General features: G+C 36.3%; 14 protein-coding genes and 2 tRNA genes. 4 read left to right on the top strand and 12 right to left on the bottom strand.

Features of this window, described 5'->3' with window-relative positions; translation table 11 throughout:
• Positions 1-234: 234 nt before the first annotated feature.
• Positions 235-310 (bottom strand) — tRNA-Lys (locus ACFILZ_RS07060).
• A 436-nt stretch (positions 311-746) separates the two neighbouring features.
• Between ACFILZ_RS07060 and ACFILZ_RS07055 the strand changes: the two genes are divergently transcribed.
• A complete protein-coding gene (locus ACFILZ_RS07055; RefSeq protein ID WP_375607186.1) occupies positions 747-2,315 on the top strand; it encodes a TerC family protein in 1,569 nt (522 codons plus the stop codon).
• Between the two features lie 529 nt (positions 2,316-2,844).
• Here the strand turns inward: ACFILZ_RS07055 and ACFILZ_RS07050 are convergent.
• The 4 genes from ACFILZ_RS07050 to ACFILZ_RS07035 all read right to left on the bottom strand — a co-directional run bounded on the left by ACFILZ_RS07050 (position 2,845) and on the right by ACFILZ_RS07035 (position 6,817).
• On the bottom strand, positions 2,845-3,129 hold the full coding sequence (locus ACFILZ_RS07050) for a DUF6990 domain-containing protein (RefSeq protein ID WP_375607187.1): 285 nt from the start codon (positions 3,127-3,129) through the stop codon (positions 2,845-2,847).
• Positions 3,130-3,379: 250 nt separating this feature from the next.
• The gene (locus tag ACFILZ_RS07045) at positions 3,380-3,511 is read right to left on the bottom strand and encodes a hypothetical protein (protein WP_375610648.1); all 132 of its coding nucleotides are present in this window, start codon (positions 3,509-3,511) and stop codon (positions 3,380-3,382) included.
• Between the two features lie 2,525 nt (positions 3,512-6,036).
• Positions 6,037-6,204: a YbfB/YjiJ family MFS transporter gene (locus ACFILZ_RS07040; RefSeq protein WP_375607190.1), complete on the bottom strand. Its 168-nt coding sequence runs from the start codon at positions 6,202-6,204 to the stop codon at positions 6,037-6,039.
• Between the two features lie 536 nt (positions 6,205-6,740).
• A tRNA-Arg gene (locus ACFILZ_RS07035) sits at positions 6,741-6,817 on the bottom strand.
• Positions 6,818-7,083: 266 nt separating this feature from the next.
• Between ACFILZ_RS07035 and ACFILZ_RS07030 the strand changes: the two genes are divergently transcribed.
• Both ACFILZ_RS07030 and ACFILZ_RS07025 read left to right on the top strand, forming a co-directional pair.
• Positions 7,084-7,857, top strand: a complete 774-nt coding sequence (locus tag ACFILZ_RS07030; RefSeq protein WP_375608554.1) for an NAD kinase — start codon at positions 7,084-7,086, stop codon at positions 7,855-7,857.
• A 146-nt stretch (positions 7,858-8,003) separates the two neighbouring features.
• On the top strand, positions 8,004-9,407 hold the full coding sequence (locus ACFILZ_RS07025) for a DEAD/DEAH box helicase (RefSeq protein WP_375609494.1): 1,404 nt from the start codon (positions 8,004-8,006) through the stop codon (positions 9,405-9,407).
• A 60-nt stretch (positions 9,408-9,467) separates the two neighbouring features.
• Here the strand turns inward: ACFILZ_RS07025 and gltX (ACFILZ_RS07020) are convergent, their stop codons facing one another.
• The 7 genes from gltX (ACFILZ_RS07020) to ACFILZ_RS06990 all read right to left on the bottom strand — a co-directional run bounded on the left by gltX (ACFILZ_RS07020) (position 9,468) and on the right by ACFILZ_RS06990 (position 19,782).
• Entirely contained in the window at positions 9,468-10,841 is a 1,374-nt protein-coding gene (gene gltX, locus ACFILZ_RS07020) for a glutamate--tRNA ligase (protein ID WP_375609495.1), read from the bottom strand.
• Positions 10,842-10,851: 10 nt separating this feature from the next.
• Positions 10,852-12,513: an NAD+ synthase gene (locus tag ACFILZ_RS07015; RefSeq protein ID WP_375610647.1), complete on the bottom strand. Its 1,662-nt coding sequence runs from the start codon at positions 12,511-12,513 to the stop codon at positions 10,852-10,854.
• Between the two features lie 118 nt (positions 12,514-12,631).
• The gene (locus ACFILZ_RS07010; protein ID WP_375610646.1) at positions 12,632-14,011 is read right to left on the bottom strand and encodes a class II 3-deoxy-7-phosphoheptulonate synthase; all 1,380 of its coding nucleotides are present in this window, start codon (positions 14,009-14,011) and stop codon (positions 12,632-12,634) included.
• Positions 14,012-14,088: 77 nt separating this feature from the next.
• On the bottom strand, positions 14,089-15,480 hold the full coding sequence (gene gor / locus ACFILZ_RS07005) for a glutathione-disulfide reductase (RefSeq protein WP_375610645.1): 1,392 nt from the start codon (positions 15,478-15,480) through the stop codon (positions 14,089-14,091).
• Positions 15,481-15,678: 198 nt separating this feature from the next.
• The gene (locus ACFILZ_RS07000) at positions 15,679-16,236 is read right to left on the bottom strand and encodes a DUF2059 domain-containing protein (protein WP_375610644.1); all 558 of its coding nucleotides are present in this window, start codon (positions 16,234-16,236) and stop codon (positions 15,679-15,681) included.
• A gap of 106 nt (positions 16,237-16,342) precedes the next feature.
• Positions 16,343-17,047: a ribose-5-phosphate isomerase RpiA gene (gene rpiA / locus ACFILZ_RS06995; protein WP_375610643.1), complete on the bottom strand. Its 705-nt coding sequence runs from the start codon at positions 17,045-17,047 to the stop codon at positions 16,343-16,345.
• 458 nt (positions 17,048-17,505) lie between these two features.
• Positions 17,506-19,782, bottom strand: coding sequence for a ComEC/Rec2 family competence protein (locus ACFILZ_RS06990; protein ID WP_375610642.1), 2,277 nt, complete (start codon positions 19,780-19,782; stop codon positions 17,506-17,508).
• Positions 19,783-19,893: 111 nt separating this feature from the next.
• On the opposite strand from ACFILZ_RS06990, the gene gltX (ACFILZ_RS06985) reads away from it, so the two are divergent.
• Complete coding sequence (gltX, locus tag ACFILZ_RS06985; protein WP_375608546.1) at positions 19,894-21,324, top strand: glutamate--tRNA ligase; 1,431 nt, start codon at positions 19,894-19,896, stop codon at positions 21,322-21,324.
• Positions 21,325-21,526 lie beyond the last annotated feature (202 nt).

The following is a 21,526-nucleotide window of genomic DNA, read 5'->3' as shown; positions in this document are numbered from 1 at the left end:
CTCCTTACCAATTGCAACTTAAAAAAAAGAAACAATACGCATTAAAAAATCTTTAAATGTCCTTTGAAAGTTCTTTGAGATCCCTAAAAAGTACAAAAACCGATGACTAAGCTATATCAACAATCTTTTTTTAAACAAACAGATATGGGGAAATCCTACTGCCCAATTTTATTTAGCAACTCGTACCTTAAAAAAATTACCCAATCAATAAGTTATTTACGGTATAAAATAAAATGGTGGGTGATGAGGGGATCGAACCCACGACCCGCTGATTAAGAGTCAGCTGCTCTACCGACTGAGCTAATCACCCATAAGCTTCTCAAAAGACGAGAATGAGCGTTTCTATAACGCTCCTAAGGATAGATGTCCAGATGTTTTGTTGTTTGTTATATAAACTCATTGTCTGTAAGGTTAAAAATATGATATTCACCACTTGATCTTATATAAAAATAAACCCATTATAAGAAGCTTTATAAATAAATGTTCTGATTGTTATACAGAACCTATAGTTAGAGGATTATCGAGCATAATGCCCGAGCGAAAATTAGAGGAACCTTCTTGTGGTTGTAAGCGGGATGGGGCATCATTTTGTTTTATCAACAATCACATGCATTCAAGCAATATTGTGCTGTTTTTTTCTTTGAATATAAGTTTTTTACATTCAATGTTCATGATCCAATATACGAATAAAAGCCTATGAATTTTTTTTGTCAATCGCGCGCTTTTAAGCTTCTAAAAGGTAAGGAATGATGGAATGGATCACTGATCCCCATGCGTGGTTTGGTTTGATCACGCTGGTTTTTCTCGAAATTGTTTTAGGAATAGATAACCTTATCTTTATTGCAATTTTAGCTGAAAAATTGCCACTGCATTTGCGTGACCGCGCACGCTTTATAGGTCTTACTTTAGCATTAATTATGCGGCTTTTCCTTCTTACCGTTATTGGATGGGTTATGAGACTCGATAGGGTAATTCTTTCACTTTCATCTTTTGTATTTAGTTGGCATAGCTTTATTTTAATCGGTGGTGGAGCCTTTTTGCTCGCAAAGGGAACGCTAGAATTACATGAAAGGTTAGAAGGAGTATCACATGAAAGAAAAACAGGTGTTGGTTATGCTGTTTTTTGGCAAGTAATCGTCCAAGTCGTGGTGCTGGATGCCGTTTTTTCACTAGACAGTATTATTACCGCAACAGGTATGATTGCAAAAGAGCAGGCAGCAGTTATGTATATCGCAGTCATAGCTGCTATGGGAGTAATGATGTGCGGATCTGGTGCTCTTATGCGTTTTATTAATCGTCATCCCACTATTGTAATCCTTTGTCTTGGTTTTTTGATGATGATTGGTTTTACTCTCATTGTTGAAGGATTTGGTTTTCATATTCCAAAAGGGTATTTGTATGCTGCTATTGGTTTTTCTGTTCTCATCGAAGCTTTTAATCAAATTGGACGTCGTAACCGTGAAAAAATGATTAAAACGAATGATCTACGCAGTAGAACAGCTGATGCTGTTTTGAGGCTCTTAGGAGGAGGAAGCAAAGATAATCACCTTGCTGAGACTGTAGATGTTATTGCTGAACAGGCCGCAGCTTCTGAGTTGTTTAGACCAGAAGAAAAGGAAATGATTCGTGGTGTTCTCGATTTAGCTGATCGCCCTGTTCGCTCTATCATGTCGCCGCGTAATGAGATTGAGTGGTTAGATTTAAATGCTGATGAAAATGAAATGCGTGAAGAATTACAAAAGTTTAAACATAGCCGCTTAATTCTTGCGCGTGAAAAAGTGGATGAATTTGTTGGCGTTGCATTGACAAAAGATCTTCTTTTGAATTTGGCTGAGGGAAAAAAGATTAATTGGAAAAAAGCTATGCGAGAACCCCTCGTTGTTCATGAAAACACAAGTGTTTTACGATTGATGGAGCAATTACGTCATTCTTCGATTCAGCTTGCAATTATTGTTGATGAGCATGGATCTTTTGAAGGAATTGCAACACCAACCGATATTCTTGAAGCTATTGCAGGAGACTTTCCTGATGACGATGAAGAACTCATGATCGCAGAACAACTTGAAAATGGCAGTCTTCTTGTTGAGGGATATGCTGATATCCGCCGTTTAAGTGGTTATCTTGGGCGTAACCTTGTGGATGAAGCAGATCGTTATACGACTCTGGCAGGCTTTATGCTTTGGCAGTTTGGTCATTTACCAAATGAGGGAGAAAGTTTTGAAACTGACGGTTTACACTTTAAAGTGATTGAAATGGAACGCAGAAACATATCTAAAATCCTTATTTCTCCGCTTGTATCACCAGAAAAAAGCTAATTCTTTTTATAAGAAAAATGAATAAAAAGATTTTTTTATGATTAAAAACTGAAAAGAATAAGCAGTTGATAACTCAATTGCATTTCATTATTTTTATATTTTTTAAAGCGTAAAATAATGACATACAAAAGTTATATTATCAATGAACTTTCCATTATAAAAAATTTTCATTGATGATTGACGAAAAGCTGGAAGAGAGAAAATGGTGCAAAATTATTTATCAATGGTCATTAATCTCAAAACAATGAATATATACAACATATTGATTTATAATAATTTTTTATTATGATATTACCTTCACATCAAGAAAGCCTCTTTCAAACATCAGATTTCCGCCAATGGATAAAATTCAACCATTGTTGAATTCACTCAACTGATGATGGCAGCTTTAAAACAGACTCTGGCTCCTATAATCTTTTTAGATCTTCTTGATATTTCTTAAGGAGCTATTCCTTATCTTTTGTTTCGATAAATGTAGCTATTTTTTTTCCTTCCAAGAATGAAACTCCACCTCTCTGGAAAACCCTTATTAAGAACTTTGTTTTTCTTCTAGATGACTCATATTTTTTGCTACTTTTTTAATTAAAGCGTAGCTGAGCTGCTTAGATTTCACTACTTCTTTGGCTAAAGCCAATGCACGTTCCAGATGAATCTGTTGGGTGTTTTCATCAAAGCCTAAATGATCCTCTGCACTGAAACTTTGATAATAAGATTGTAAGGGTGCAACATCACCCAATAAAGCCACTGCACCAATATGAAGTAAGCTATAATCTGCATCATCTACCTTGATAACCTTATGTGCCTCCAACTTCACTCTTTCGCCAAAGTGGTACTCCATATCTGGAATAAAAGCATTTATGAAGATCTATTTTTTCCATCGCCCATTTCAAGATATAATCAAGCTTAATTCCAACTAATCTGCATATATTTCTTCTTCACAAATTCTCAATCTCTTTTTATCAAAATCAAGTTGTAGATCTTGTAAATGCTGGTAATTGATAGGGATCAATTACCATGCAGGCAGCAGCTAAAATACCAGTACTAATCGAAACTCCAACATCAAATTACGAATAATCTTTGATAATTGCGTCATTATAAAGAATTTGTACTTCACAATCTGGTAGTTGATAACGTGCGGAATAATTATCTACCTCTTTAATTTTTTCAACAGACCAATCAAGATTTTTGAAGAACACTGTTGCACTCTCCATGATTAAAAAGTTCTTTGCTCTACCTCAAAAGAGGTTGTATCCGTATCAAAGTCAAAAGCGAAGCAGATTTTTGCAAACAAAAGTGATAACGCCGTGTACGAGAAGAATCTTATCAATAAGGTCTTTGGTGATTTCTTTTGCATCGTCTAAACGAGATGGAATCTTAATTCATAAAAAAATATAATAAAGTCAATAGATTGTGTGCAATTATTTTATATAAATCCCATTTAAAATCTACACTTTTATACGTGATTTAATTAACCATTTTTCATAAACAATTACCATGTATGGATAGACCATAAAAAGCAAATCATGATGCAAATGTTATAACGCATGTAAACATTCAAATGAAGTGAAACGCAGCTATCATTTATAACAGTTCATAAATTTTATGATACGTTTTTATCACACACAAATCGCATTATTAAAAACGTAATTGTTTGAAATAATCGATAATATAAATTGCATGCGTTTAAAAAATGGTATGGGGTTTACTCTTTTTTTGAGCTAAACTTTAAAAGAAACAATCATTTGAAACTATCATAGAATAGGTTTTAATTCATTAAGGACACATAAAAGGATTTAAAGACAAGTCGATTTTAAAGCGCTGCTTACTAAAAAGTTAGTCAATAATAAGCAGACATTATATAGATACTATCATCACAGCAGGTAATGAAATTAATAATGTTATGTCTTAGAAGTCAAAAGATTTTTAATGATATAACGCAGGCAAACAAGCAAAAAACGTTTTAAAAGTTACAGTTTAAAAATACGAAACCAAATGAAGTCCCCTCAAATTTGAGGATACTTATTAAGACAAAGATAAGTAGATAAATTTCAAAAGGATTGCAATCATATTACAAAGGCATGGGGTTTTACTCAATTTTGAGTCAAAAGCGACAATATTAAAGACTGCTCTATTCTAAAGTTAACGAGCTCGAATTTGAACTGATTAATTTTGCCAGCCCAAATATGGACCGGCTTATTTGCAGAGAAGTTACGTTTAAATGCAAAGTGAAAATACGCTTATGAGAACCTCACTAAATGAAAGTTTAAACGTTTAGAGACATAAAATGATATCTCTATAAAAACCTTTGAAACCTAGGTTTTATAACAGTTTAAAAGCCTTAGATTTTATAAAAAGCGGTTGTTTATTGTCTTCTGAAAAGCTGCTTTTAAAAACCAATGTTCGTAAATGTAAACAACGGATTTTGTTACAAATATTCACTTAATACGCACTTTCTCTTGATTGTCTTAATATGAACCTACCAAACGTTTTAAAAGAGACATTTTGATAATGTACTTTGTGTCAAATGACCACTTCAAAAATGAGAGCGTTATTCTTAATAAGTTTTATAGCCATACAAAAGTGTTTATAGGTTCTGTAATTCAAATGAGTGATTAAATATTATACCTATCATTTACGTTCCTATTGATCAGTTTTAATCAATAGAATAGAGCGTTTGCAATATGATACGTTTTGTATATATGCATTCATTATTGATTTCTTTTGTATGATCTGTAGTACCTCTATTTAAAAGCAGCGTCATATCAATTGGCACAGCTTTCTTTTATGATGCGTTTATAACCATCAAAGAAGCACCCTCCACGTCTGTCATTTATTCTGTTTATCAATCTTGATAACATCATCACTTTCATAAACCTCACAATTTATGGGAACCGAATATAAATCGCTATGTCTTTTTATTCTTGCATTGCCATATACATTACCTCTAATCACGATATAATCAGGAGATCTTGGCATTGCCATAAACAGAACCGTAGACCTTAGTATGACACCCCACGCTAGCATTGCCGTAAACCTTGCCTAACAACCGCATGATCATAAACCGCGGCAGTGTTATGAATACGTGCACTACCGGATAATTTTTCATTCCCATAAACCCGCGCATAATGATAAACTCATACGTTATAAGAAAGATGAGCATTGTCATAAACATGAACACCAAAATACACATGGGTTTTATCACATATAAGGGTATTGCCATTACACATAGCCACCAATGGCAGCATTGCCATAGCCCCTTATATTTTTATAAACACAACCAGATTTTACAACACAGACATTATCAGCAACCCAGCAATTACCATCATGAGAGAGATTGCTTTCATTTTCAATAAAAGCATCTAGATCGCCTTTTTTACATCACCAAAATCGTTTAAAGTACGAATGCGATATAAGATATATGACCAGTCACTAAATCTATTTGATTGGTCAATTCATATTTTGGGATGATTTTTTCTTATTAACAGGAGCGGTTTCATTTGCAATGGAAAAAATAACGGAGGTGTTTTTGTGATATAGTTGTCATATTCAAGCTAATAATAACATATTCATTACCTAGGAGAATACCAACTCCTACACCTGCAAAGCGAAAAAATAATCCGCCCATTATGGCTATGCTGCATGACCATAATAGAACCTAAAACCATCATTCACCAACAGCAAAACGGATCAAAAGGACTAAGTGTTAACGCCATGGAAATAATTAAGTGCACTCATTACTATAGCTGCACAAGATAGTATGCGAGGAGCAAAAGATATAATCCCAATTACTGCCAAACGTAAAGAATATACTCCCAACTAAATAACCACCATAATTAGCGTTCGGGATATAAGAAAGTTGATTAAAGCTAAACAATCCCTCATCCAACATAACTGGCAATATTGGTGTATAGAGAAATCACCAGATACCCATATCAAAACCATATCGAATACAGTATTTTGAAACAATTCAAACCTTGACGGTTGTCTTTCCCCCTTATTACTCCTTTAACTGGTGATATTCCTCATCTGCGTTCCATATCACCATAACAGCCTTTAACTCCAAAAATAGAAAAAAAGCAAATTTAGCTATTTATTTTAATGACCAGAACAATATATTTAGCGATCTACTATCAACATCGCCAGATCAGTTGTACAATAACATATTGAATTAATATGTATTTTTATATTATAAATATTTATAGTTAAATTGAAAGCACATTTAGATAATCTTGCTTTTTTATCTCGATGTTCAAAATGACTAAGCAAAAAATTATATACGCAACTGTAAAATTTTACTTCTCTTAAAATCATTTACTTATTCGCTAAAAAACTTAATGAACAACTCAAATGACCATTTTCATAAAGAGGAAATCTGCTTCTTTTTGGAGAATGTTGTTATTTAGGATGATATGAAATTGAAAAGTTTGGTGCACCCGACAGAATTCGAATCTGTGACCTCTGCCTTCGGAGGGCAGCGCTCTATCCAGCTGAGCTACGGGTGCTTAAACCGATTATTAAAATTAGTTGTGATCTTTTAACTAATCATTCTCTTAGCTTCAATGCTAAATTACCATTCTAATAAAAAAATTACTTATTTGTAAATTATCTAACTACGCACCCCTTTTATTTTTCTACAATGATACTTTATCTTGAAAGAGCTTTTTTGTCTTCAACACTCCTTTTATTATTAAAAGAGCTTTTATTACAACTTCAAAACTTTCAAAAAATAAGTTACAATATAAACTGTAAGTATCAGGATAATTTCTAAATGATTACATTACCAAGTCGCTTTCATTTTGTTTCCGCAGAAACTGAGGAAGCTCTCAAAGCTACCCACAAATTAATTTCCGTTTATGGTCATTCTTCTCTGGAAGAAACTGATATTGTTGTTGCAATCGGTGGTGATGGGACAATGTTACAAACCGTACGGGACGTCATGAATACAGGCAAACCCATTTATGGCATGAATCAAGGTTCTGTAGGATTTCTTATGAATGAATTTCATGAAAAAAAATTACCTAATCGTATTGCTGTCGCTCATAGAAAAGAAATCCATCCCCTGCGCATGATTGCAAAAGCTGAATGTCAAGAATCTATCGAAGCTCTTGCAATTAATGAAGTATCTCTCTTTCGACAATCTTATCAAGCAGCAAAAATTCGTATCACCATTGATAACAACGTGCGCATGGAACAATTAAATTGTGATGGAGTCCTCGTCGCTACACCGGCAGGATCAACCGCTTATAATTTATCAGCACAAGGACCTATTTTACCCCTTATGGCCCCCCTTATGGCTCTTACTCCCGTTAGTCCTTTTCGTCCTCGGCGTTGGCATGGAGCATTGCTTCCCAATACAGTAACAGTGCGCTTTGATATGCTTGAACCTGACAAACGCCCTGTTAACGCTGCTGCTGATAATGTTGAAGTTAAATCTGTCCATTCAGTTACTATTTCAATGGCAACAGAAGTAACAGCTTCAATCCTTTTTGACTCAAATCATTCATGGGATGAACGCATTTTATCAGAACAATTTCGCTATTAATGATTGTATTGTGCGTTTTATGTGTATATGGTTGTTATAGTTAGTTTTTTTGTGAAAGCATCTTAAAACTCTTTAAGAGTGGGGGATATTGGTTATACTCATCATTTAGATAGCAAAATTAAAATCACAGAGCAATTGATAAAAAAATGATACCATCTTTAAACAGTTTTGATGATTTAGGTCTTTCCGCAAAGGTTGTTAACGCTGTAAAATCAGCGGGATATACAACTCCAACACCTATTCAAAGTGAAACAATTCCTCACGTCCTTCAAAGAAAAGACGTTCTAGGAATCGCTCAAACGGGAACGGGTAAAACCGCCTCTTTCGTATTGCCTATGCTCACTCTCCTTGAAAAAGGTCGTGCAAGAGCACGAATGCCCCGTACGCTCATCTTAGAACCAACAAGAGAAATTGCAGCTCAAGTTGAAGAAAATTTCGATAAATACGGAATAAATCATCGTTTAAATGTTGCTCTTTTGATTGGTGGGGTATCTTTTGAACTCCAAGATCGCAAACTTGAACGAGGAGCTGATGTTCTTATAGCAACACCAGGGCGCCTTCTTGATCATTTCGAGCGCGGTAAATTGCTCCTGATGGGCGTTGAAATCCTTGTTATTGATGAAGCTGATCGCATGTTGGACATGGGCTTTATTCCTGATATCGAACGCATCTGTAAACTAACACCTTTTACGCGTCAAACTTTGTTCTTTTCTGCAACAATGGCACCAGAAATTACAAAACTAACGAAACAATTTTTACATTCTCCGGTATCTGTTGAAGTTACAAAAGCTTCCTCAACAGCGACCACAATTACACAACGGCTTGTTAAATCTGGAAATAAATCATGGGACAAAAGAGCAGTTTTACGAGAACTTATCCAAAATGAAGGTGCCGAACTTCAAAATGCTATTATTTTCTGTAATCGCAAGAGGGATATCTCTGAACTTCTTAGATCACTCATTAAACATAACTTTAGTGTAGGTGCATTGCATGGGGATATGGACCAATATTCACGTATGAACACCCTAGCCGATTTTAAAAATAATAAACTTACACTTCTGGTTGCTTCTGATGTTGCTGCCCGTGGTCTCGATATTCCAGCCGTAAGCCACGTATTTAACTATGATGTTCCTACACATGCTGAAGACTATATCCATCGAATTGGTCGTACAGGGCGTGCAAATCGTAGCGGAAAAGCTTTTACAATTGTCACAAAAGCTGATCAAAAATATATCAATGCCATTGAGGAAATGAGTAATGAAAAAATTGAATGGCTCAATGGAGATCTCTCAACTTTAATAGCCGATGATCAAACAGAAGATATTGTTGTAAAGAAAAAATCATCAAAATCATCAAAGAAAACTGCTCCAAAAGAGCCTGTTGCTCACACTAAAAAATCTGTAGAAGAGAATAAAACAGAATATATCAAAAATGCAAATAATAAGGAGAAGCCATCTGAGCAACAACGCTCACGAAAAAATAAGAATTACACGCCCCTTGGATTTGGTGATGATATTCCTGCATTCATGCTCATAAAAACGCGTAGATAGACTCGCCCTTTACTCTCTGTAAGCATAAAGTAAATAAAAGATGCCTTTTAAAAGTTTTTCTTATTTCTTAGAGAGCCTTTCTATTACCTTTTCACGCCCTAAAAGCTGCAAAAGCTTTCCCATTTCAGGTCCATGATCCATGCCCGTAAGTGCTTGACGTAATGGCATAAATAAAGACTTTCCTTTCCGACCTGTTTTTTCTTTTAATGCTGTTGTCCAAATTTTCCAACTTTCCTCATTCAAAGCACCTTCAGGTAAGAAATCGAGTGATTGACGCACAAATGCACGATCCTCTAGTGCTACTGTATCAAAATTTTGTTCATCATGAATGATTTTCCACCACAAAACAGCATCTTTGACTTTATCAATATTGCGTCTTATCGCGTTCCAGAAATATTCCGCCTTATCTCCCTCAATAGAAAGTTTTTTAAGTCGTATTTGAACTTCTTCATAGGTTAGTTCATGGACAAGATGACTATTCAAAGAAAGAAGATCAGCAATATCAAATTTTGCAACGGATCTTGACGTATCTTGTAAATTAAAATGTTCTAAAAGCGTAGCTTGATTGGGATAGGGATGCACATTTTGCGATGTCCCAATCAAAACGGCAAGGCATTGAACAGCTATAGATTCAAATCCTTCTTCCCGTAGAGAACGAATAGAAAGATCATTATTACGTTTTGAAAATCCTTTTCCTAAAACTGTCGCCAATAAATTGGTATGAGCAAAAACCGGTAATTCTGCATTAAGAGCTTTAAAAAGAGCAATTTGAGCGCCTGTATTTGTAATATGATCATCCCCGCGAATAATATGCGTAATAGCCATATCTACATCATCAACAATAGACGGCAATGTATAAAGATAGCTTCCATCTTCACGAATAAGAACAGGATCTGAAAGAGAAGCCAAATCAATCGTCTGCTTCCCCTTTATCGCATCATTCCAGCAAACTTCTGTTCGCTTTGTTTGCAAAGGATCACTTTCAAAATTAGGAAGAAGAAAACGCCAATGGGGTTTACGACCTTGAGATTCAAAGCTTTTTTTCTCTTCTGCCGTCAATTTTAATGCTGCACGGTTATAAATAGGAGGCAATTTGCGTGAAAGCTGAATTTTACGACGCCGCTCTAATTCTTCTGCAGTCTCATAACAGGGATAAAGAAGCCCGCGTTGTTTGAGAATTTCCGCAACTTCATCATATCGATTAAATCGCTTAGATTGGTAATAAATTGAATCTGGTTGAATACCAAGCCATTCAAGGTCAACAGCAATAGCATCAATATATTCTTGTTTAGAACGTTCAACATCTGTATCATCATAGCGCAAAATAAATTCTCCTTTATGCGCTTGCGCATAAAGCCAATTGAAAAGTGCAATACGGATATTGCCAATATGAATATAACCTGTTGGAGAGGGAGCAAAACGAACTTTAACCATAAAATAATACTCAATTTTTATCGCGAAAATGATTGACTATGGGATAGCGACGATCGCGTCCAAAACTCTTGTAACTGATTTTTACACCGGGTGCAGATTGTCGTCTTTTATATTCGGCACCATAAAGAAGCTGTTCAACTTTCTCAACAGTTTCTCGTGAATGCCCACGTTTAACAATATCACAAATACTCATGTCATTTTCTACAAGAGATTGCAATATATCATCTAAAATAGGATAAGGGGGAAGAGAATCTTCATCTTTTTGATTTTCTCGCAGCTCTGCAGAAGGCGCTTTTTCTATAATATTGGATGGAATGACAATTCCTTCTGGTCCTCTCAAATTGTGAAAGTGATTTTTATTGCGCCATTCAGCTAATGCGTAAACCTGCATTTTATAAATATCTTTAAGAGGATTAAATCCGCCATTCATATCCCCATATAGTGTTGCATATCCTACAGCCATTTCTGACTTATTGCCTGTCGTTACCACCATTGATCCGAATTTATTCGAAAGAGCCATCAAAAGTGTACCGCGTATGCGACTTTGAAGATTTTCTTCTGTTACATCAGAGGGTAAGCCAAAAAAAACAGGTGCCATTGTCTTTAAAAAAGCCTCAACAGGTTGTGCAATCGGTATGATTTCATAATGACATCCTAAAAGATCAGCACATTCTTTGGCATCTTTTAATGATTCTTGCGAAGTGAAATGATAAGGCATCATAATGGTGCGAACCCTCTCAGCACCAAGAGCATCCACCGCCATTGCCGCGCACAGGGCTGAATCAATTCCTCCTGAAAGACCAAGAATAACATCCTTAAAGCCGTTTTTATTAACGTAATCTTTCAAGCCTAAAACACAAGCTTGATAATCGGCTGCTAATCCATTGAGAAGATTTTCATTAGGACCTGAAACACAGTTCCATCCCGTCGTTGTTCGTTGCCAATGGCTCAAAGCAATCTGCCTTTCAAAGTGTTTCATTTGAAACACTTTTTTGCCTTGCCCATTCAAGGCAAAAGACCCGCCATCAAAAACGAGCTCATCTTGACCACCAACTTGATTAGCATAAATAATTGGTACCCCAGATCGTAGAGCTTGCGTATGAACAACATCTATACGTTTTAAAGTTTTATTACGATAGTAGGGAGATCCGTTAAGGACGAGAATAATTTCCGCTCCTTTATCTTTAAGCTCTGTACTCAGAGAGAAATCATTCCATAGATCCTCACAAATGACTATTCCTAATTTGATTCCATGATAAACAATAGGCTCAGGACGTGGACCTGAAGAAAACAAACGCTTTTCATCAAATTCGGCATAATTAGGTAAATCAAACTTTAAGCTTTCAGCAATAACTCGCCCTTCATCAAGAAGCATGAGACCGTTATAAACATTGCCATTACGCCTTAATGGAAGACCAATGACAATTCCTGGTCCGCCTACGGTTATTTTTGCTAAATTTTTAACAGCCTCTTCACATGTTTTTGTAAAAGCAGATTTTAGAACAAGATCTTCTGGTGAATAAGCGCTTATAAAAAGCTCCGATAATAAAACAAGGGCAGCTCCCTCTTCTTTAGCCTTTTGATGTGCCATAACAGCTAGAGAAAAATTCCCCTCAATATCACCGACAATAGGATTTAATTGGGCAATTGCTACCCGAAAATCATTTTTCATAAGTCTTTTTATCACTTCATCAGTTTGGCAACCACAACTTTATTTTTAATCATCAGAAACATCGCTTTTTTTAAAATTCTCTTCTGTCATATGACCTAAAATATTAGGTAAATTTTTGCTATCCACCAGTGGCAATTGCTAACGGGTCAGTGGCACGATTTTTTTTAAGGAGTTCCGCAACAAGAAACGCCAATTCTAACGATTGATCTGCATTTAATCGTGGATCACATTGCGTATGATAACGATCAGACAAGTCGTCCACAGAAATAGCATGTGCCCCACCGGTGCATTCAGTGACATCACGACCTGTCATCTCAATATGAATGCCTCCTGGATAAGTTCCCTCTCCATGATGCACAGCAAAAAAATTCTCTACTTCTTTTAAAACATAATCAAAGGGACGCGTTTTATAACCACTAACAGTAATTGTATTGCCATGCATTGGATCACATGACCATATAACCGCACGCTTCTCGCGTTCAACGGCGCGGATGAGTTTAGGTAGATAACTTTCAACCTTATCATAACCAAAGCGCGTAATAAGGGTAAGCCGACCTGGCTCGTTTTCAGGATTTAGAATATCAATTAATCTTAAAAGCTCATCAGGCTCAATGGAAGGGCCACACTTTAATCCTATAGGATTTTTGATACCACGACAATATTCAACGTGAGCATGGTCAATCTGACGTGTACGGTCTCCAATCCATAACATATGGCCAGATGTTGCATACCAATTTCCTGAAGTTGAATCAATTCGCGTCAAAGCCTCTTCATAACCAAGTAAAAGTGCTTCATGACTGGTATAAAAAGATGTTTCACGCAATGAAGAATGCGTTTTGGATGTAATCCCTATAGAACGCATAAAATCAATTGCTTCAGAAATACGCTCTGCCAATAATTCATAACGTTCCCCCTGCGGACTGTTAGAAACAAAACTCAACATCCATGTGTGAACATTTTCTAAATCAGCATAGCCACCTTGTGAAAAAGCACGCAAGAGATTAAGTGTTGCCGCAGATTGGCGATAAGCCATGGACATCCGTTGCGGATCCGGAATACGAGAATCGGCTCTAAATTCAATGCCATTAATAATATCCCCCCGATAAGCAGGAAGATCAATCCCTTCTTTACTTTCGATATCAGAAGAGCGTGGCTTTGCAAATTGACCAGCAATACGACCAATTTTAACAACAGGCTTAAAACTACCAAAGGTTAAAACAATCGCCATTTGCAAAAATACACGAAAAAAATCTCGGATATTATCAGCTTCATGTTCTGCAAAGCTTTCGGCACAATCACCACCTTGCAATAAAAAAGCTTGTCCTTTTGCAACAGCTGCTAATTCATTTTTTAAATCACGTGCTTCACCGGCAAAAACTAAAGGAGGATAGCTTCTCAGTTTTCGTTCAACATTTTCTAACATAGACTTATCCGGATAAGTCGGAACTTGTTTAATTGGCCTTTCTCTCCAAGAGTCAGGCACCCATTCTTGTATCATTACACTCTCTCTAAAGACTAAACTTACAAAACTTACAGCTTGGCATATCAAAAACTTTTCACCAAAATATATGCTGTTTAACTTTCTATTTTCTTCCCATTTTCATATATATAACTTGGTTTATACATCGTTACCAATTCTTCTGCCATCGTTGGATGCACTGCCATCGTTTCATCAAAGATATCCTTCGTTAGCTTACCCTTGAGAGATATCCCTATAAGCTGAGCCATCTCACCAGCATTTTCCCCTAAAATATGAGCGCCCACAACAATACGACTTTCACCATCAACAATGAGTTTCATAAGCATTTTCTCTGAACTACCAGAAAAAACATTACGCATAGGACGAAAAACTGTACGATAAATTTCAAGACGCTTATAACGCTTTACCGCCTCCTCTTCTGAAAGACCAACCGTTCCAATCTCTGGTTGAGAAAAAACTGCCGTTGTAATTAAATCATAATCAGGTGTTGTGGGAATATTCTCAAATGCTGTCTTAACAAAACACATTGCATCATGAATCGCAACGGGTGTTAATTGAATATGACCTGTTACATCACCAACAGCCCAAATATGGGGGATATTTGTTGTCATTTTCTCATCAACAACAACTGCACCAAATTCATTAACTTCTATACCTACTCTCTCAAGTCCTAAACCAGCAGTATTGGGCATCCGTCCCGTAGCCAACATAATTTGATCGGCGCTGATCATTTTCCCATTTGATAAAACAACTTCATAACAATTTTCTGCAGCCTGTACTTTAGAAATTGTTATACCATAGAGAATAGAAATCCCTTTTTCAATCATTGCATCGCTGAGCAATTGCCGCAAATCATGATCAAAATTACGAAGAATTAAATCACCACGATGAAGGAGTGTTGTTTTTACACCTAATTCATGAAAAATATTAGCAAATTCAACACCAATATACCCTCCACCAACAATCACTATTGATTTTGGGAGTTGATTAAGATCAAAAATCTCATTAGAAGTAAGGCAAAATTCACCGCCTTCTATGGACGTATTTGGTGCAAGTTTTGCCCCTGTTGCAATCAAAATTTTTTCTGCACTTACCCGCTCACCCGTGGCAGAAAGCTCTAATGTGTGATCATCTATAAAAGTAGCACGACTTTCATAAATATGCACATTGTTATTTTCTAATCCCTTACGATACAGCCCTTCTAACCTTGATATTTCTTTATTTTTAGCTGCAACCAACTTTTCCCAACTAAAAATTGGATCCGCATATTCCCACCCAAAACCAACACTTTTCTTAAATTCTTTGGCATATTGTGACGCATAAACATAAAGTTTTTTGGGAACACAACCACGAATAACACAAGTGCCCCCTATACGATACTCCTCAGCTATAGCGACACGCTTACCAAGAGCTCCCACAAGCCGTGCTGCACGCACCCCACCAGAACCACTTCCAATAACAAATAAATCAAAATCAAAAGAACCCACGAACTAATCCTTCTCACATATCTACAAACAATAGGCTAAGATCATTTATTATCAAATAAAAGTCTTTTTTCTTTTGAAGAAGCATTTTAAGCAATATTCTTAAAGGATTTATTCTTATTAAAAGATTAAAAACGGCGGAAAAACCGCCGCTATTACAAAAATCAGAAATCGCCTATTGCAGTCATGATATCAATCAAACTATTTTTTGTTTTCTGGAGATCCTGATTTTGTAGGTATAGTAGAATTATTCAAATTAAGTGTTTCAGACATCTCTTTTTTCACATTTTCTACAAGATCTTGCATAAGAGCAGAACGCCATACATCAAATGCAGAATAGGAATCACGTGCAATATTGGGGACTTCTGTCAAAAACTTTTTACCGGTATCAGAATTATAAAATGCTGTAATGGCATCAAGCTCTTTTTGAGTAAAATATTTTGCATACACATGAGCAATCTCTTTTTCTAGATCAGAGCGCCTTTTAACTAAAGCAAGCGCTTGCTTATCAACAATATCAGAAATAGCTGTTGCCAAATTCGGATCATCACTGATTAGTTCATTTTTGAAATCATGAACCGCATTTGGTAAAAAATTATCAAATTGATCCGTTGCATGAATGGATCTGATCGCCTTTCGCGCTGAATCCAAATGTTGATCACTCACACCTTGTGCATGAACCATTCCAATATTCACAACAAAAATGGTAATTGCACCCCAATATGCGACAAAACGCGGAAAAGAAAATATTATTCTCATTTAATGATTACCCTGATAGTTAATTATAATTTAAATTTGTTATTCTACCTAAAGTCTTTAAGACCCTTTTTTATTGTGCTAGTATATCATCATGTAAATATCTTTTCTAAAAATCAAATGGTTCTAAAACTTTTGTTTGTCCATCAGCCATAGCAACAATTGCACGTGAAGCCAACCCCAAAAAAAGACCATGCTCAACAACGCCAGGAATGGCAAGAAGCGCCTCTGATAATAATTGGGGTTGCAGAATGCATCCCCAAAATGCATCAAGAATAAAATGACCACCATCTGTTTCAAAAGGATTTTTTCCATTCATTCGCAATATAATGTCTCCAGAAAGTCCGAAATCATCAGCAACTTTTTCGATGGCTTTGCGTGTTGTATGGATACCAAATGAATTAACTTCAATCGGTAGTGCAAAAGCACCAAGTCTTTTTACTATCTTGGTTTCATCAGCAATGACAAGCATTTCACGGGATGCCGATGCCACAATTTTTTCATACAACAATGCTCCACCTCCTCCTTTAATGAGCATCATCTGAGGACCAATTTCATCTGCTCCATCAATATCAAGATCCAATTCAGGTATTTCTTCTAAAGTGCTAACAGGAACTCCAAACTTACGACAGAGCTGTTCAGAATATCGTGAGGTAGCAACACCAGTCACACGCAGACCATCCGCAACACGCTCACCAAGAAGACGAATAAATTCATTGACTGTCGAACCAGATCCGATACCAAGCCGCATACCATCCTCAATAAATTCAAGCGCTCTAACAGCTGCCATTTTTTTTAACTGCTGAACATTCATGAATGACTTCACCTTTTATCCGCAAGCAGTACTCACTCCCCCTATTACCGCCGATAATAAAAGGTAACTACCTGACTCAATCTTCTAAACTTACCGTTATTTTTGCTTGAACAGATGTTACTCATTATAGAAATATATGATAAGAATAAAATAGAATAATCAACAATTATCTTTTTTATTTCTCTGAGAAAATTTGTTAGCATTTTTCTCATTCAATAAGAATTTTTGATTTATCTTGTGCTATCAATAGGATGTACAAAGATGTACATAGCAATTTTTTTGAAAAATTTAAAATGATCAGATATAAAAATCATCTATTTCTAGAAACTGTAGATTATTATTTCGTTTCAATGACATTGATAAATTTACCAATCTAAATACCGTAAAATATTATCAAAAAAGTCTTCTATTCTTTTCCGTTTTGTCATCGTCCAGATATGAAGAAAAATGCGATTAAATTATATATTTTTTTGTGCATACCGTCTATGCATATTCCATGGTCTATGAAACCCTAGAGAAGACCAAATAATATCCCCACTTTTGGTCATCATCACGCTTCCTCGTGATAACAATTGTTGAGGGGTAAATATTATTTTTGCCTTCTTGTGACATACTGGATTATGCATCGCAATTGTAAATGTTTGAATAAGAATATCTGCCTCTACGCATTGATCTGTTTCTCTCTGTAAAACGATAACTTTTAATCCATTATCCAATAAGGATGCACAAACATGACGATCACAAATAAATTGTCCGTGCAATGAAGGCCCATACTTTGTTGGTTTAATCATTTCATTCACACGGAATGACTTTTTCCATACGGATGACGTTAATTTAGAAATATGGTAACGATCAATATATAACTTTTTATCATGGATAACACCCACCAGACGCATATTATCTGCGATCATCAGTTGTACAGGTGAATGCATCACACAAATACAAATACCAACCAAAATAAAAAAACTAAAAAAGAGTCGGATAGGTGTTTTGCAAAAAGTCAATCCAACCAAGCCTATACTCAGTAAGATCAACGCAGATAACGGCATAAAACCAGGATTCAAATCAGGAGAAATAGCCTTGATAGCATGTGCAATCTTTATCACAAGATCAACTCCAAACCCCATAATTTGAAGGGGAAGCCATTCAAATCCTCCTAACATTGCAAGAACTGCGATTAATCCAAATGGAATAACAAAAATTGAGATGACAGGCAAAGCAAAAGCATTACTGATAATGCTCAAAGATGCCATATTAGAAAAATGATAAGCAGCATAAATTCCACTTGCACTCCCTGCAACAAAGGAAGAAGCACACGTTGAAAGAATCGATAAGAAAACAAAATTTATCACTCCTCCTCCAACATAAGAGGAAGTTGTTTTTCCTTTACGAAAAAATGATCTTCCACTCCACCAATCAAAAAAAGCAATCAAAGCAGCAGTCGCAGAAAAGGACATTTGAAAGCTAGGACCTAATATTTCATGGGGTGTCATCGCCAGAGTTATCAACCCTGCAATGGAAAAATTACGCATTGTTATAGCAGAGCGATTACACAATATAGCAACCAACATAACAGCAATCATCACAAAACTTCTTTGCGCTGATATTGCTAAGCCCGACAATAACAAATAAAAAGCTGTTATCATAAACGCAACGATAGCAGCAAACTTTTTACTGGAATAATAGGAAGAAAAAACTGGAAAAAATGCTAAAAAACTACGGATACTCAAAAGAACTATGCCGCTTAACAACGCCATATGTAAACCTGATATTGATAAAATATGGGCTAATCCAGCTGTACGTAATGCTTCATTTGTCTCATTTGAAATACCAGCACGCTGCCCTGTTATGAGGGCAGCTGCAACACTCCCCTTTTCTCCTTCAAGGGCTATACGGATTCTTTGTGTCATCTTCGTGCGTAAATTTTCAATTTTCTGTAGAATGATAGCGAATATCCCATCAGGCTGAGAAACGGATATTTTTCTTGGTTTTCCTAAATAAACGCCTTGTGCCCCAATTCTTTTAAAGTAATTATGAAAACTAAAATCGTAGCCTCCTGGACGCACCGGCCCAGAGAATGCACGCATCTTCACTTTTCCATGCAGTCCATCACCAATCGCTAAGCCAGATGGCAAATATTTTGCCGATAAACGAACACGATGAAGACTATGGCGTAATATGGGCTTTTCTGTACTCAAAATATCCAAAACTAAACGAAATCCTCCTTTGGCACCTGACTCAATAGAAACAATTCTTCCCGTCAATGTAGTGACAATGTCACTGCCTAACATGGGTGTTGCAATACGCCACGTTTCTATTTTTGCCGCTAAAGTACCCAATATAATACAAAACAGAAATCCCACGGGAATCCATATTTTTGGATAAAAACGTGCACCATAGAATATTCCCAGAAAAATACTGACCAATGCCCCCAATTGTCCCCAACTTGGTTCCCACTCTAAATGAAAATAGAAAATGATTCCTAGGGCAAAAAAGACTAAAATCAGCGAAAAAAGGATACCAAAAGCAACCTCTTTATTAATACAATCTTCTAACCATTTGCGAAAAAAAATGATTACTTCTTTTAAGAGTGTCAATAAAAAAAGTTTTTGTTGGTTATAGCTACCGTTCTTTGCATCATCATATCTAGAAAAAACACTCTGCCCTATCTGACATGGCTTTTTTCTTTCTGTAACAGATTTTTCGGATAAACCCTCTTTACTTTTATAAAACATCAGTCCCCCACTTTAACTCGCAATACGGCTATTGCACGCCCCATCACTTATGCTAACATAACCTTTCTATAAAGTTCCATAAGTAATATCTCAATTTAAAGGAAAATATTCGTGTCTGTTATTACCCGTTTTGCCCCTTCACCCACAGGTTTCCTTCATATTGGTGGCGCTCGTACTGCTCTTTTTAATTGGCTTTATGCAAAACATACCGGTGGAAAAATGCTTCTACGAATTGAAGATACAGACCGGGAACGTTCAACAGAAGCAGCTGTAAAAGCCATAATAGATGGCTTGCACTGGATGGGTCTTAACTATGATGGCGCCCCTATTTCGCAATTTGAACGTGCAGAACGTCACCGCCAAATCGCCGAGCAGTTGGTCAAGAATGGCAAAGCATATTATTGTTATGCTTCACCTGAAGAATTAGCTGAAATGCGTGAAAAAGCCCGTACAGAAAGGCGCCCGCCCCGTTATGATGGACGTTGGCGGGACCGTGATCGTTCTGAAGCTCCTAAAGGTGTTAAACCTGTTATTCGTATCAAAGCCCCTCAAGAGGGAGAAACCATAGTACATGATCTTGTTCAAGGTGATGTTCGTTTTCCTAATAAAGATCTTGATGACTTTATTATTTTGCGTTCTGATGGTTCGCCTACCTATATGCATGCTGTTGTCGTTGATGATCATGATATGGGCATCACACATATCATACGTGGAGACGATCATCTTACCAATGCAGCCCGACAAATAATCATCTTTAAAGCAATGGGATGGGATATTCCTGTTATGGCACATATTCCTCTTATCCACGGTGAAAACGGCGCAAAATTATCAAAGCGGCATGGGGCGCTCGGTGTTGATGCTTACCGAACCATGGGATATCTTCCTGCTGCTTTGCGCAATTACCTTGTCCGTTTAGGGTGGAGTCACGGGGATGACGAACTTATATCACTTGAAGATATGATTTCTTGGTTTGATATTGAGGATATTAACAAAGGTGCTGCTCGTTTTGATCTCAAAAAGCTCGATTCCATTAACGGACACTATATGCGCATGAGCAATGATCAAGAACTTTTTGATGCCGCTCTTGATATTCTACCAGAAACCGATAAGGGAGCACAAACCATTGAAAGACTTGATGAAAAACGCCGTGTTCAATTTTTAAAAGCAATCCCACATTTGAAAGAACGTTCAAAAACACTGTGCGAGCTGATTGATAATGCCGCCTTCATTTTTACGCAACGACCATTACAGCTTGATGAAAAAGCACAAATGCTCTTAGATAAAAATGGACGAACCATTTTAAATGCTCTTTATCTTGCCCTGAAAGCTTGCCCCTCTTGGGATACAAAAGCTTTAGATGAAACTCTTCGCTCTTATGCCCAAACAGAAAATCTTAAATTTGGATCTATCGCCCAACCACTTCGCGCAGCTCTTACAGGACGCGCAACATCGCCAGGAGTTTTAGATATTCTTATTTTATTAGGACGCGATGAATGCCTTCATCGTATCAAAGACCAACTTATCAAAAAAATATACTCATGATATGTACTGAATATATCTCCTCAAATAGATCTCTATACAAATATTTCAACGCAATCTAAAAGAGTTTTTTATGTTATATCATTGAAATACAATTTGTATTGAGTAATAATGATCGCTAAGGAAATATTTTAGATTGCATGTACTCACTTTTAGAGGCAATCTGCCCTTAGTATAAGTAAGAAAAGCTTCAGTTATTGTATAT

Source organism: Bartonella sp. AP40SXNS (assembly GCF_042195825.1).
Taxonomy (GTDB): Bacteria; Pseudomonadota; Alphaproteobacteria; order Rhizobiales; family Rhizobiaceae; genus Bartonella.
Note: the sequence above shows the minus strand (reverse complement) of the source record. Positions and strands in the feature narration are given on the sequence as shown.

Excerpts from the sequence above, each read along its gene's own strand:
- ACFILZ_RS07025 (WP_375609494.1), top strand. The coding sequence starts at position 8,004 with ATGATACCATCTTTAAACAGTTTTGATGATTTAGGTCTTTCCGCAAAG.
- ACFILZ_RS06990 (WP_375610642.1), bottom strand. The coding sequence starts at position 19,782 with ATGTTTTATAAAAGTAAAGAGGGTTTATCCGAAAAATCTGTTACAGAA.
- rpiA (WP_375610643.1), bottom strand. The coding sequence starts at position 17,047 with ATGAATGTTCAGCAGTTAAAAAAAATGGCAGCTGTTAGAGCGCTTGAA.
- gltX (WP_375609495.1), bottom strand. The coding sequence starts at position 10,841 with ATGGTTAAAGTTCGTTTTGCTCCCTCTCCAACAGGTTATATTCATATT.
- ACFILZ_RS07030 (WP_375608554.1), top strand. The coding sequence starts at position 7,084 with ATGATTACATTACCAAGTCGCTTTCATTTTGTTTCCGCAGAAACTGAG.
- ACFILZ_RS07010 (WP_375610646.1), bottom strand. The coding sequence starts at position 14,011 with ATGATACAAGAATGGGTGCCTGACTCTTGGAGAGAAAGGCCAATTAAA.
- ACFILZ_RS07015 (WP_375610647.1), bottom strand. The coding sequence starts at position 12,513 with ATGAAAAATGATTTTCGGGTAGCAATTGCCCAATTAAATCCTATTGTC.
- ACFILZ_RS07040 (WP_375607190.1), bottom strand. The coding sequence starts at position 6,204 with ATGTTGGATGAGGGATTGTTTAGCTTTAATCAACTTTCTTATATCCCG.
- ACFILZ_RS07055 (WP_375607186.1), top strand. The coding sequence starts at position 747 with ATGATGGAATGGATCACTGATCCCCATGCGTGGTTTGGTTTGATCACG.
- ACFILZ_RS07000 (WP_375610644.1), bottom strand. The coding sequence starts at position 16,236 with ATGAGAATAATATTTTCTTTTCCGCGTTTTGTCGCATATTGGGGTGCA.